This window comes from Halomonas halmophila, assembly GCF_006540005.1.
GTDB lineage: Bacteria > Pseudomonadota > Gammaproteobacteria > Pseudomonadales > Halomonadaceae > Halomonas > Halomonas halmophila.
Window position 1 is genome coordinate 1 of the sequence record NZ_BJOC01000043.1, and the last position, 12,170, is coordinate 12,170.

The window sequence follows — 12,170 nt, forward strand, 5'->3', positions numbered from 1 at the left end:
CACCATTGCGCCGGACGCGCCGACGCTTACACTGACCAACGACACCGGCACGGACGGCGATGGCGTCACCAGTGACGGCAGCGTCACGGTCGATGGTCTCGAGCCGAATGCCACCTGGGAGTACTCCACTGACGGTGGCCAGACCTGGACCGAGGGCACCGATAACAGCTTCGTTCTTTCCGAGGGAGACTATCCGGCTGGTGATGTTCGGGTTCGTCAGAGTGACATGGCGGGTAACACCAGTCCTGCAGCTTCGCTCGGGGCGATTGTTGTCGATGTGACTCCTCCTGGGGACCCAACCCTGGCGATCGCCGAGGCGACTGATGATGGGGTCGTCGATTCAGAGGAGATGGTCGATGGCATCCAGACCGAGGTAACGCTGGGTGCGGATACCGAGGCTGGCGATACCGTTACCTTGACTGTCGACGATGGAGCCGCTGCTACCACTGTCGACTACACGGTAACTGCGGATGATATCGACGCAGGGTCGTCCAGTGTGACCATTCCTACCTGGCTGGATGATGGCAGCTACAGCGTGACAGCGGAGGTCTCCGATACCGCCGGCAATGCTTCGGCCCCTTCCAATAGCGTGACTTTCGACGTCGAGGCCACAAGCCCGGTGGTGAACGTCAATAGTAGCGGATTGTTAGGGCTGGTCGGTGCGGAGGCTCTTGGACTCCTCGATCTCAGCAACCAGATGTTCTCGGCCTATGATCCGAACGGCGATCTGGAGTCCGTGACGATAGAGATGTCTTCTGTGTTGAGTGTCGACCAGATTCTGGGTCTGTTGGGGACGGGCGATCAAACCTTGAACTGGTCGCAGGCAATGGCCGATGAGTTTGGGTTGGATGTCCAGTTCGAGGACTATAGCCTCGTGCCTCTCAATACTACTCCGACGCTGGCAGTTAGTGCCGCGGATGGCGGGACCATCGATAACTTGGCGATCAATGAGTTCCTGGCCTCTATATATCTGTCGGAGAGCTTGCTCGGGACCGATGTCGGGCTGCTGCCCAGCTATACCATCACGGGCACCGATGCTGATTCGCAGATGGCAACGGATAGTGTGACTGAGCTAGCTGACTTGAGCCTGTTAAGCCCGGACAGCAATCCCGTGATCGATGGCACAGCCGGTGCTGACACTCTGGAAGGAGATGGCGGCGCCGACCGCCTCTACGCCTACGAGGGCAACGATACCCTGAATGGCAATGGAGGCAATGACCTGCTCCGGGGCGGTGCCGGGGATGACACCCTCAATGGGGGAGCCGGCAACGATACCCTGATCGATGGCAACGGTACCGATAGCTTCTCCGGTGGTGCCGGGGATGACCTGATCTCCACCTCTGGCACCGGTTTCGATTCTGTCGATGGCGGTGATGGCTTCGATGTGCTTCAGCTGGATGGTGGCATCGACCTAGATCCGGATGATGGTGCGGTTGGCAGCATCGATAACATCGAGCGTATCGACCTGGGCGAGGACGACGATGGGTCGACGCTGACGCTGGAGTCCGATGATGTGCTGACGCTCACCGATGATGACGATGTGCTTCAAGTCACTGGCGATGCAGCGGATACGCTCAATCTGGCGGAAGGCAGCTGGTCGGAGGACGGCCAGGTAACGATTAACGATGTGGTCTACGACCAGTATGTCTCGGGTAGCGCGACCCTGCAGGTCGAAGAGAATACGGCCAACGTTGAAACCGCTTGATAATCCTCTCTGAGTAACCCGGGTGGCCGAGTACGGTTGCCCGGGTTGCTTGTTATGGGGAGCTCACAGCTGGAAGGAGCCTTGTAATGAGTCAGAAGACTCAGCGCCTTGATGCCAAGGTGAGTGGGCGCAGGGTATGTTGTCTGCTGACGGTGCTGCTGGGGGGGCTGTGGCTGGCGATGCCGGCAGCGGCCATTACCCTGCCGGACGCCGTCCGCCAGGGAGTGGCCACACATCCAGCCGTGCAATCGGCCGAGTCAGAAGTGGCCAGTGCCGCCACCCAGGTGGATATTGCCAGGGATAGCTATTGGCCCAGCGTGGAGATGTCGGCTGGACCGGAGAACTCGCTGACCGGTGAAGTCGGTTATGACATCACGGCCACTCAAGTGTTGTACGACTGGGGAAAGATCGATGCTCAGGTGGATAACGCTTCGGCTCAACACCGGCAGAAACTGGCTGCACTCAAGGTCAAGATCGATGAAGTGGCGCTGGATATCATCGAGACTTACCTCGATGTGCTAGCCGCACGCCAGCGCGTTGCCGAGGTGGAAAGCTACATCAATGAACTCGATAAACTGCGTGACCTGACGGTGGATCGTGGCACTGGCGGGTATGCCGATCGGAGTGAAACAGAGCGCGCACGTCTGGATCTGGCACGGGCCAGAGAACAGCTCTCCATCGAGCAGGGCAGTCTTCACGATGCCCGGCGACAGTTCCGGGTTCTGGTCAATCAACCACCATCTTCTCTCCAGCGACCGGACCCGCTGATCATGGCCGACCGTTTTACCAACGATCAGCAGATTCGTGCGGCTGTTCGGGAGGCACCACGCTTACGTCAGTCTCGCGCCCAGGTGGAAGCCGCGCGAGCCGAGCTCGAGGAATCCAAAGCCCGTCTCAAACCTCAATTGAATCTGGAAGGCTCGGTGTTGCGCCGCAAGATCGGCGGTGAGATGGAAGAGGATACCGTACTGGAATTGCGTGTGCGTCTGGAGCCTTTCCAGGGGCTCTCGAATTTTCGGCAGGCCGATGCGGCGCGTCAGCAGGTCGAGGCTAGTGAGTGGTCGCAGCGGGCAGCTCATCGAGACCTGCGTCGCGAGATCACCAGCCTGGTCGAGCAGGATGATGTGCTGGCCTGGCGTCTCGAGGCACTGCGAGAGCAGGTCGATAATGCGGCCAATGTCATGACCACCTATCGCGACCAGTTTGATGCTGGGTTCCGCGATGTGGCGGACTTATTGAGCATCGAACGCGACTACTTCGAAGCCAAGCGGCAGATGGCTGATCTGACAGTTGAGCGGCTGCGGATCCAATATCAGATCGCTGCCCAACTCGGGCAACTGGGGCAGGTGCTGGGACGGCCGTTGTCTGAGTCCACCGCCGATGAACAAGGAGCTCCGTGATGGAAGAGACGACACGGGTCTCGAGTGAGCCCGCGGACGCCTTGCGTGAGGGGCTGGTGATACTCTGCCGACAGCTTGCCTGCCCTACCAGCGCGGCGGAGTTGGGGGATGGCTTGGCCCTTGAACACGGCTGTCTGCCGCTGGAAATGGTGCCTCGAGCCCTGCGACGAGCCGGCGTATCGGCGCGTGTTATCGAGGCGGATGTGGAGGCGCTGGGTGAGGAGTTGCTCCCGGCATTACTACGTTTCGAGGATGGCCGTTACCTGGTGCTGGTCGAGTGTCAGGGAGACGAGGCGGTGCTGTTGGCCCCGGAAAGTGGCGGTGGGCAAGTGCGCATGGCGCTGGAACGCCTGAAGCGTTGCCACACCGGCACTACCGTGGTGGCGCACCCCGATTATCAGCCTGACCAGCGTGCCGGTGACTTTGCTCGTGAGCAGGAAGAGCACTGGTTTCGCGGCCCCTTGAAGCGACGCTGGAAGACGTTTGCCGAGGTCGGCGTGGCGGCCATGATGGCCAACCTGTTGGCGATATCCACGGCACTGTTTGCCATGCAGGTCTATGACCGGGTGGTGCCCAACGAGGCCTTTGAAACCCTGTGGATCCTGGCCAGCGGTGTCGCATTGGCTGTGGTGCTGGAGTTCGTCCTGCGCTGCCTGCGAGGGCACCTGCTGGATGTAACGGGCAAGGGGCTGGACCTGCAACTGTCGTCACTGCTCTTCGAGCGAGTGATGCAGATGCGCCTGTCGGCCAAGCCGTCCTCGACCGGGGCGTTCAGTAACCAGATTCGCGAATTCGAGTCGGTGCGCGAGTTCTTCACCTCCTCGACCATCGGGGCGATCAGTGACATGCCCTTCGTGTTGCTGTTCCTGGGGGTGATTTTCTTTATTGGTGGCCCGGTAGTCTGGGTGCCGATCGCTGCCGTGGTGCTCATGGTGTTGCCCGGCCTGCTGGCCCAGGGGCGGTTGGCCAAGCTCTCGCGCCAGAACTTGCGCGAGGGAGCCGTTCGTCAGGGCGTACTGCTGGAGTCCGTGGAACATCTGGAGACCGTCAAGACGACCCGGGCGGAAGGGCGCAACCTGCGGCTCTGGGAAAACCTTTCGGGAGATCTGTCGGAAGCCAGCGTCAAGCTGCGCAGTCTTTCGGTGATGCTGGGCTATGGTGCCACCATGGTCCAGCAGCTTTGCTATGTCGGCGTGGTCGTGGTGGGGGTCTACCAGATCAGCGCCGGCAACATGACCATCGGTGCGCTGATCGCCTGCACGATTCTGACCTCGCGCACTGTGGCGCCGATGACCCAGGTGGCGGGTATTCTGGCGCGTTGGCAGCACGTCAAGGTGGCCATGGAGGGGCTCGATGAGTTGATGGATGCTCCCGTCGAGCGTCCTGCGGACCGCGACTTTGCGCGCAAGCCCAAGCTCTATGGTCATTATCGGCTGGAAGATGTAGTGCTGCGTTATCAGGAAGATGCTCCGGCGGCTCTCAACCTCAAGGAACTCGAGATCGATGCGGGCGAGCATCTGGCCTTGCTGGGTGGCAATGGTGCGGGCAAGTCGACCCTGCTGCGTCTGATGGCTGGACTGACTGACCCAGGAGCGGGACGCATCATGCTGGATGATATCGGCCTTGGGCAGATCGAACCCGTGGACCGACGCCGGGCGATCGGTTATCTGCCTCAGGATATTGCCCTGTTCTACGGGACCCTGCGCGACAACCTGACCCTGGACGGTGCGGCCTATGACGATGAGGAACTGCTCGAGGTACTGGATGCCGTGGGGCTCGGGACCTTCGTGCGGCGCCATACCCTTGGGCTCGACCTGCCGATTCAGAGTAGTACCAGCGTATCCGGTGGCCAGCGTCAGGCAATCGGCCTGGCACGGCTGTTGCTGCAAGACCCTCGCATTGTGCTGATGGATGAACCGACGGCGGCGTTCGACCAGACCAATGAGCAGCATGTCATTCGCTACCTTCAGGAATGGTTGAAAGGTCGCACCCTGGTGGTATCGACCCACAAGCGAGCACTGCTGAATCTCGTGGAACGTGCCGTGGTACTGCGTGACGGCGCCATTGTCATGGATGGCCCGCGCGACAGCGTCGTGTCGGGCAACCAGGTCAAGGCGCCGCCGCGACCGCAAAAGGTTAGTGGAGAGCGTCAGGATTGAGCAAGCAAAAGCTGACACGTGCTGGACTACGACGCGAACTGGGAGATCCCAGGCTGAACCTGCATCATCGGGCCAGCCATCCGGTTCTATGGATGACCGTGGTGGTGATCGGGCTCTTTGTGGCCTGGTCGGCCTGGGCCACGATCGATGATGTAACGCGCGGCGAGGGTAAGGTGGTGCCATTGTCGCGCATGCAATCCATTCAGAGCCTGGAAGGCGGGATCATCTCCGAATTGTTGGTAGACCTGGGGGAACGCGTTGAGGTCGGTGAACCGCTGGTCAAGCTCGATGATACGCGTTTTCGCAGTGCCTACCTCGAAACACGGAGCCAGGTTCAGGTGTTGCGTGCCACCATTGCTCGGCTCGAAGCCGAGGTGCTGGAAAAGGACAGCATCGAATTTCCACCATCAGTAGATCCACAAAGTGAGCATGCTCGTTCAGAGCGTTCATTGTTCAAGGCAAGAAGGGAGAAGCTGCGTGAGGCGGAGCATTCGATCAACAAAGAAATGGATCTGGCTCAGCAGCAACTGGAACTGGTGAAACCGCTGGTTGAGCGGCGTTCCGTTAGTGCCATGGAGTCCTTGAAACTGCGTCAATCGATTGCTTCCCTGGCGGGCAAGCTGGCCGAGATGCGCAACACCTATGTACAGGATGCCTACAGTGAACTTGCTTCCAAGCAGGCCGAATTGAACACACTGGAGCAGACTCTGATGCAGCGACAGGATCAGTTGCGACGGACTGAAATCACCTCGCCGGTCAACGGCCGCGTCAATGACATCATGATCACGACCCAGGGCGGTGTCGTACAGCCTGGCGAGCCGATCATGGAGATTACGCCCATTGGGGACCAGTTGTTGATCGAGACGCGCATTCGTCCTCGTGATGTGGCTTTCGTGGCCCCTGGCATGCCGGCCAGTGTCAAGATTACAGCTTATGACTACACAGTCTATGGTGATCTCGAAGGCACGGTGGAGCAGATCAGCGAGGACACCATCGAGGAAGAAACACCGCGTGGTACCGAGGATTACTATGAGGTGTTGGTGCGGACCGAAAGTGCCGAGCTAACCCATAATGGTGAAAGCCTGCCGATTCGTCCCGGCATGGTGGCACGGGTGGATATTCAGACTGGCGAGCGCTCGCTGCTCAGTTACCTGCTCAAACCGATCATCAAGGCGCGGCTTTACTAAGACAACGTGTCACCCGGAGGCTTCGCCCAGCCTGAGGGCGGAAAGCTCACGTGTCAGCCGCTCCATCAGTTCGCCGCTGTGACGCCAGAAGTGCCAGTACAGGGGAACCTCTAGCGCATGCTGCGGTGCCAGGCTGATCAACTCGCCACGCCGGACAGCGTCTCGGACCTGTATCATCGGCATCATGCCGTATCCCATGCCGGCGCTGGCCAGGCGCACAAAACCTTCCGACTCCGGACACAGGTGATAGGGGAAGGGGCCGTGGTAGCCGAACTGGGCGAGAAAGCGGTGCTGTAACTGGTCATTGGGGCCATAGACGATGGCGGGGGCCCGTCGGAAGGCCGCTTCGCAGGGGCCGTCGGGGAAATGGTCGGCCGCATACTCGGGCGTGGCCATGGGGTGATAGGTCATCGAGCCCAGCGGCACGCACCGTGCGCCGGCAATTGGCTGGTCGCTGGCACATAGACAGGCGGCGACATCCCCATCTCGCAGGCGTTTGAGGCCGACGTCCTGATCCTCGACCACCAGGTCCATCAATACTTCCTCGCGCCGGCAGAAGTCGGTGACGGCCGAGGCCCACCAGGTCACCAGACTATCGGCGTTGAGGGCGATACGCAGTCGGGGCGAGGCGACTTCCAGTGTCGGCAGGGCCTGGCCGAGTTCGCGCTCGAGCAGGCAGACGCGTTGGTAGTGATTCAGCAGTCGCTGTCCGGCGGGGGTCGCCGCCAGTTGCGGGTGGCGGACCAGCACCGGCTGGCCCAGTCGGACTTCCAGTGCCTTGATGCGTTGCGATACGGCGGACTGGGAGAGACCCAGTGCCTCGCCGGCGCGTTCGAAGCCACCACATTCGATGACCGTCGCCAGGGCGCTGAGCAGTTTATAGTCGAGCATAAGTAAAACTGATGCGGGCTTAGGAGAATGATTTTTTAGTATAGCGATGTCTCGCTATTCTGGCTTCACGCTGGATAGCAAAAGGACGATATCGATGTGGGAGAGTTACCTGACCGGCCTGCTGGTGAGTGGTGGCATCATCATTGCCATCGGTGCCCAGAATGCCTATGTACTGGGCCTGGCCGTGCGTCGTGAACATCACTGGTGGTCGGCCGGGCTGTGCATGAGCACCGACCTGTTGCTGATCACGGCCGGCATGTTCGGGGTCAGTGCCATGCTGGTGGCCATGCCGGAAGCCATGGCAGTGCTGCGGTGGTTGGGCGTGGCGTTCCTGGCGTGGCTGGCGGCGCAGGGGTTCTATCGGGCTATCGCCGGTCGCCAGGGGCTCGAACGTGCGGAAGCCGAGAAACGCAGCCTGGTCGGAGTGATGCTGGCGACCCTGGCCGTGACGGTACTCAATCCCCAGGTCTATCTGGATACCCTGCTGCTGATACCTTCGGTCGGTGCTCAACAGGAGAGTGAGGCGGCCTTCGTGGCGGGGGCGGGCAGTGCCTCGGTTCTGTGGTTCGGGCTGCTGGCCGGGTGCGGCGCCCTGCTGTCGCCCTGGCTTGCGACGCCTCGCGCCTGGCGGCTGATCGACGGCGGGATCGCCACGATGATGGCAGTGATCGCGTTGAACCTGGCGTTCGATACTGGTTTGCAAGCAGTTGCGTGACCCACTGTGCATCTGTGGCGGACATTCAACGCAAAGTACATTGCGTTTTCTATCAGCATTATCTTAACTCTGGGACGGGTAACCGGATTTTGCAAAGTTTGCGGTTATCCATCACCGCTTGGTCGGGAACCCCTATCATCTCCTGATTGACGTGGCTCGTCAGGCATCGCTGATACCGTCTTGGAGACTTATCGAGTGCGTGCTTCACGTTTTTCCCATTGGCTTTGGGGCTTGGGAATCGTGCTGTTGACGCTGGCATCCGTGACACCGCTGGTCATGGCGTACCTTGGTTCAGAAAAGCTTTTGCATGAGTCTCAACAGCATACACTGCAGCGTGACCAACGCCTCCTGGAAGAGGTGTTGGGCGAGCGGTTCATGGATATTCGCTCCCAGAGCCAGGCGATTGCTGGTTCGCCGGATTTGCACAAGGCACTGGCGGATGCCGACCTCGACGGGGTCCGGTCGGTTTTGCAGCAGCAACTGGCCACCGGGGGGCGCCGACATATCGATGCACTGGCGCTCGGGTATCGCCAAGAGCGGGTCGTGGCATCCCGGCAGATCAGCCCGGATCGAGTACAGGCGGTGCTGAACGACAATGTCACGATCAATGAGTGGCAGAGCGTGACAGAGGCATCCGAAGGGGCCACTGGTGAGTGGTTGGTATTGCCGGTCCGGCTGGATCACCAAGTCAGCACTGCGGGGCCGGCCTGGCTGTATACCTTGGTGCGCTTGAATGACAATGATTGGCTGGCCAGCGTCCTGATGAGCACCTTCGGCGCGTCAGCGGTAACGCTGCAACGCAACGACACCGTCCTGGTATCGCGCGAGACAAGCGCCGGCCAGCTGGCGGCGCTGGCCGGCATGCGTGACGCGCGGGGTTTGGTCGAGCAGGACTCCGGCATCCTGCGACACCATACATGGCAGGTCGGCAACAGTGCTCAATACCAGGTTCGCTCGTGGCTGCCGAATACCGCGTCGCCGCTATTGCGTGACATCCATCTCACCATGCTGCTCGTGGTCTGCCTGATGGTTGTGGTACTGGTTGGCATCTGGCTGCTTGCCGTGCGCCATTTGACGGGGCGTTTGTTGGCGGACCCGCTGAGTGACGCACAGGCGGCTCTTCGCCCCGAGACGCGGCCCGGCCGGTCATCGGTGTCGGGTGACCCGGCGTCGACCGGCCAGCGCCTGGAACGCACCAGCGACGCCGGGCTGTGGCAGGCGCATGAACAGGACTCCTTCTTTTCCGGCATTATTCGCTATTCCCCCGAATGCATCTTCGTCAAGGACGTTGAAGGCTACCACCGGCTGGTCAACAAGCAGTATGCGCGAACCCTCTGGTCGTCTCCCGAGGCGATGGTCGGCAAACGCGATGACATGGTGCTGCCGGAACACATGCTCGATCAGGCACGCTCCTCGGACAGGGAAGTACTGGACTCCGGCAAAGCGGTGAAATACGAAGCGACGATCCGCACGCCGGATGGTGTCAGAACCTTCCTGGTTACCAAGTTTCCGATCAGTGATGGCGGAGGAGCGCCTCATCTGCTGGGGGGGATTGCGACTGATATCACCGAGCTCAAGGAGACCCAGGAGCGTCTGGGGCTGGTACAGAATGTCTTCGCCGAGACCACCGAGGCCATCATCGTGCTGGATGACCGGCATAATGCGTTGATCGCCAACCGTGCCTTCAGTGAACTGAGCGGGTATGACCAGAGCCAGGCGACGTCGGCCATTCAGGCATTTCTGCACGAGCACCCTGAAGTGGCCAGTCAACTGGACAAGCAGCGTCGCTGGCAGGGGCAGTGTTTCTTTGCGCATCGCCAGGGCGGCATTCTGCCGGTACTGGTCTCGGCGACCACATTGCCCAAGTCATCCGGTGATGCGCGGTATGTCCTGCGTTTCAACGACATCACCGAGCTCAAGCTGGCCGAGCACCGTCTCGAACATCTGGCCTGGTACGACCAATTGACGGGCTTGCCGAATCGCAGCCTGTTTTCCCAGCGGCTGGAAGAAGCGCTGGAACAGGCGTCGACCATGACGGCCATCCTGTTCATCGATCTGGACCACTTCAAGGACATCAATGACAAATACGGGCACTCCCGGGGGGATCAGGTGTTGTGCCAGGTCGCCGACAGGTTGCGTACCTGCGTTCAGGCCAAGGATGTCATCTCTCGATTCGGTGCCGATGAGTTCACCGTGATGCTGCGGGATATCGATACCGAGGCCCAGGTCATGTCGATTGCCTCGCGGGTGATGAAGACCCTCGAGATGCCTTTCGAGGCGGGCGAGGATGAATGCCTCAACTCGGTGAGCATCGGCATCACGCTGAGCATGCGGCATGGTGGTACCGCCGAGACCCTGCTGCGTAACGCCGACCAGGCCATGTACGTGGCCAAGGAGCGGGGGCGGCAGCGTATCGTGTTGTTCGACCCCAGCATCGATGCGCGGCAACAGCAGCGCCTCAATTACGAGATGGGCTTGCGTGAAGCCCTGAACAAGGATGAGCTCTTCGTGCGTTACCAGCCACGCTTCGAAATCTCGGGTCGCAGGATTGTCGGCGCCGAGGCCCTGGTGCGCTGGGAAAGCCAGGAACATGGTCTGGTTCCCCCCGACATCTTCATTCCGATTGCCGAGGGAACCCGGTTGATCGTCGATATAGGCCGCTTCGTACTGGAACAGGCATGCCATGAGGCGGTGCGCTGGGCCGAGCAGGGTGAGGCCGTGCCGGTATCGGTGAACCTGTCGCCCAAGCAGCTGCGTGAAGACGGCCTGTGGAGTGATATCCAGCGGATATTGCGGGAATCCGGACTGGCCCCGAACATGCTGGAGCTCGAGCTGACGGAGAGCATGCTGGTGGATAACATCGACCTGGTGCTGCCGCTCCTGCAGCGTATTCGCGCTCTGGGCGTCAATATTGCCATCGACGACTTTGGCACCGGCTACTCGTCACTGGCCTACCTGAAGCAACTACCCATCGATACGGTCAAGGTGGACCGGAGCTTCATCAATGATGTGCCCGGGTCGCCGGAAGACGAGACGCTATTGCAGGCCATCGTCAGCATGGCTCGCAGCCTCAACTACCGCGTGGTGGCCGAGGGCGTGGAAAGCGAGCAGCAGCGCGCCTTTCTGGAGACCCTGGGGTGTGATGAGTTGCAGGGATTTCTGCTGGGCCGACCAGAGCCCGGCAACATGCTGATCAGCCAGGTCATACGCGCCCGTGAAGGCACGCCCGAAGGCGACCGCGGAGCCGGGCGTCTGGGCTAGTCAGCGGGATGGCCAGGCAGCGCCCGGCCTGCTGAGCGACAGCGTCTACCCTGGTATTGGTGCGGGCCTTCGGTAAGTGCACGAGCTGTCTGGTCTGATCTCGGCTTAGGCGAGTTCGGCGCTGTGGAAGACGTTCTGCACGTCGTCCAGCTCATTGAGCATGTCGAGGAGTTTTTCGAACAGGGCGGCATCCTCGCCTGTCACCGGCGTCGTGGTCTGCGGCACGAACTGGATTTCATCGATCTCCAGGTCCAGCTCGCCATATGCGTCGATCAGTGCCTGCTTGGCCTTGGCATACTCGGTATGCGGGGCGAAGATAGTGATGCGTCCACCTTCGTTCTCGATATCGGTGACATCGACATCGGCTTCCATCATGGCGTCGAGCGCGCCTTCCTCGTCTTCACCGTCGAAGGCGAAGATCGCACAGTGGTCGAACATGTGGCTGGCGCTGCCGGGGGTCCCCAGCTTGCCCTTGCACTTGTTGATACAGGTACGCACATCGCCGATGGTTCGGTTCGGGTTGTCGGTCAAGCACTCGATGATGACCATGGCGCTGCCCGGGCCGAACCCTTCGTAGCGTGCCAGGGCATAGTCCTCGCCGCCGGCACCGTTGGCCTTTTCCAGTGCCTTGTCGATGACATGCGACGGGACCTGCGCCTTCTTGGCGCGCTCGATGAGCCCCCGCAGTGTCAGGTTGGAGTGCGGGTCGCTGCCGCCCTGCTTGGCACAGACGTATAGCTCGCGCCCGTACTTGCCGTAGACCTTGGCCTTGGCGTCCGAGGTCTTGGCCATGGATTCCTTGCGGTTCTGGAAGGCTCTGCCCATTGTCTTGTCCTGTTGCCGCTAGTGTTG

8 protein-coding genes are annotated in these 12,170 nt (G+C 60.7%); 6 read left to right on the plus strand and 2 right to left on the minus strand.

The annotated features are described in order from the left end of the window. The 4 genes from HHA01_RS13295 to HHA01_RS13310 all read left to right on the plus strand — a co-directional run. On the plus strand, positions 1-1,705 hold a 1,705-nt coding region (locus HHA01_RS13295), incomplete at its 5' end, for an Ig-like domain-containing protein (RefSeq protein ID WP_246053910.1). Between the two features lie 86 nt (positions 1,706-1,791). Then, positions 1,792-3,105 (plus strand): TolC family protein, encoded by a 1,314-nt coding sequence (locus HHA01_RS13300; RefSeq protein ID WP_141321511.1) that lies wholly within the window; start codon positions 1,792-1,794, stop codon positions 3,103-3,105. Next, on the plus strand, positions 3,105-5,264 hold the full coding sequence (locus HHA01_RS13305; RefSeq protein ID WP_141321513.1) for a type I secretion system permease/ATPase: 2,160 nt from the start codon (positions 3,105-3,107) through the stop codon (positions 5,262-5,264). The genes HHA01_RS13300 and HHA01_RS13305 overlap by 1 nt, the downstream gene beginning before the upstream one ends. Before the next feature lie 92 nt (positions 5,265-5,356). Beyond that, on the plus strand, positions 5,357-6,451 hold the full coding sequence (locus HHA01_RS13310; RefSeq protein ID WP_141321515.1) for an HlyD family type I secretion periplasmic adaptor subunit: 1,095 nt from the start codon (positions 5,357-5,359) through the stop codon (positions 6,449-6,451). Between the two features lie 9 nt (positions 6,452-6,460). Here HHA01_RS13310 and HHA01_RS13315 read toward each other — a convergent pair whose 3' ends face one another. Continuing rightward, positions 6,461-7,342: a LysR family transcriptional regulator ArgP gene (locus HHA01_RS13315; protein ID WP_141321517.1), complete on the minus strand. Its 882-nt coding sequence runs from the start codon at positions 7,340-7,342 to the stop codon at positions 6,461-6,463. Between the two features lie 94 nt (positions 7,343-7,436). On the opposite strand from HHA01_RS13315, the gene HHA01_RS13320 reads away from it, so the two are divergent. Both HHA01_RS13320 and HHA01_RS13325 read left to right on the plus strand, forming a co-directional pair. Continuing rightward, entirely contained in the window at positions 7,437-8,057 is a 621-nt protein-coding gene (locus HHA01_RS13320) for a LysE/ArgO family amino acid transporter (protein ID WP_141321519.1), read from the plus strand. 276 nt (positions 8,058-8,333) lie between these two features. Beyond that, positions 8,334-11,318, plus strand: coding sequence for a putative bifunctional diguanylate cyclase/phosphodiesterase (locus tag HHA01_RS13325; RefSeq protein ID WP_498071602.1), 2,985 nt, complete (start codon positions 8,334-8,336; stop codon positions 11,316-11,318). A 105-nt stretch (positions 11,319-11,423) separates the two neighbouring features. Here the strand turns inward: HHA01_RS13325 and HHA01_RS13330 are convergent, their stop codons facing one another. Next, positions 11,424-12,143: a YebC/PmpR family DNA-binding transcriptional regulator gene (locus HHA01_RS13330; protein WP_141321523.1), complete on the minus strand. Its 720-nt coding sequence runs from the start codon at positions 12,141-12,143 to the stop codon at positions 11,424-11,426. Positions 12,144-12,170 lie beyond the last annotated feature (27 nt).

Bases quoted from the DNA above. Each gene is read 5' to 3' on its own strand.
- HHA01_RS13300 (WP_141321511.1), top strand. From the start codon at position 1,792: ATGAGTCAGAAGACTCAGCGCCTTGATGCCAAGGTGAGTGGGCGCAGG.
- HHA01_RS13305 (WP_141321513.1), top strand. From the start codon at position 3,105: ATGGAAGAGACGACACGGGTCTCGAGTGAGCCCGCGGACGCCTTGCGT.
- HHA01_RS13310 (WP_141321515.1), top strand. From the start codon at position 5,357: ATGACCGTGGTGGTGATCGGGCTCTTTGTGGCCTGGTCGGCCTGGGCC.
- HHA01_RS13315 (WP_141321517.1), bottom strand. From the start codon at position 7,342: ATGCTCGACTATAAACTGCTCAGCGCCCTGGCGACGGTCATCGAATGT.
- HHA01_RS13320 (WP_141321519.1), top strand. From the start codon at position 7,437: ATGTGGGAGAGTTACCTGACCGGCCTGCTGGTGAGTGGTGGCATCATC.
- HHA01_RS13325 (WP_498071602.1), top strand. From the start codon at position 8,334: ATGGCGTACCTTGGTTCAGAAAAGCTTTTGCATGAGTCTCAACAGCAT.
- HHA01_RS13330 (WP_141321523.1), bottom strand. From the start codon at position 12,143: ATGGGCAGAGCCTTCCAGAACCGCAAGGAATCCATGGCCAAGACCTCG.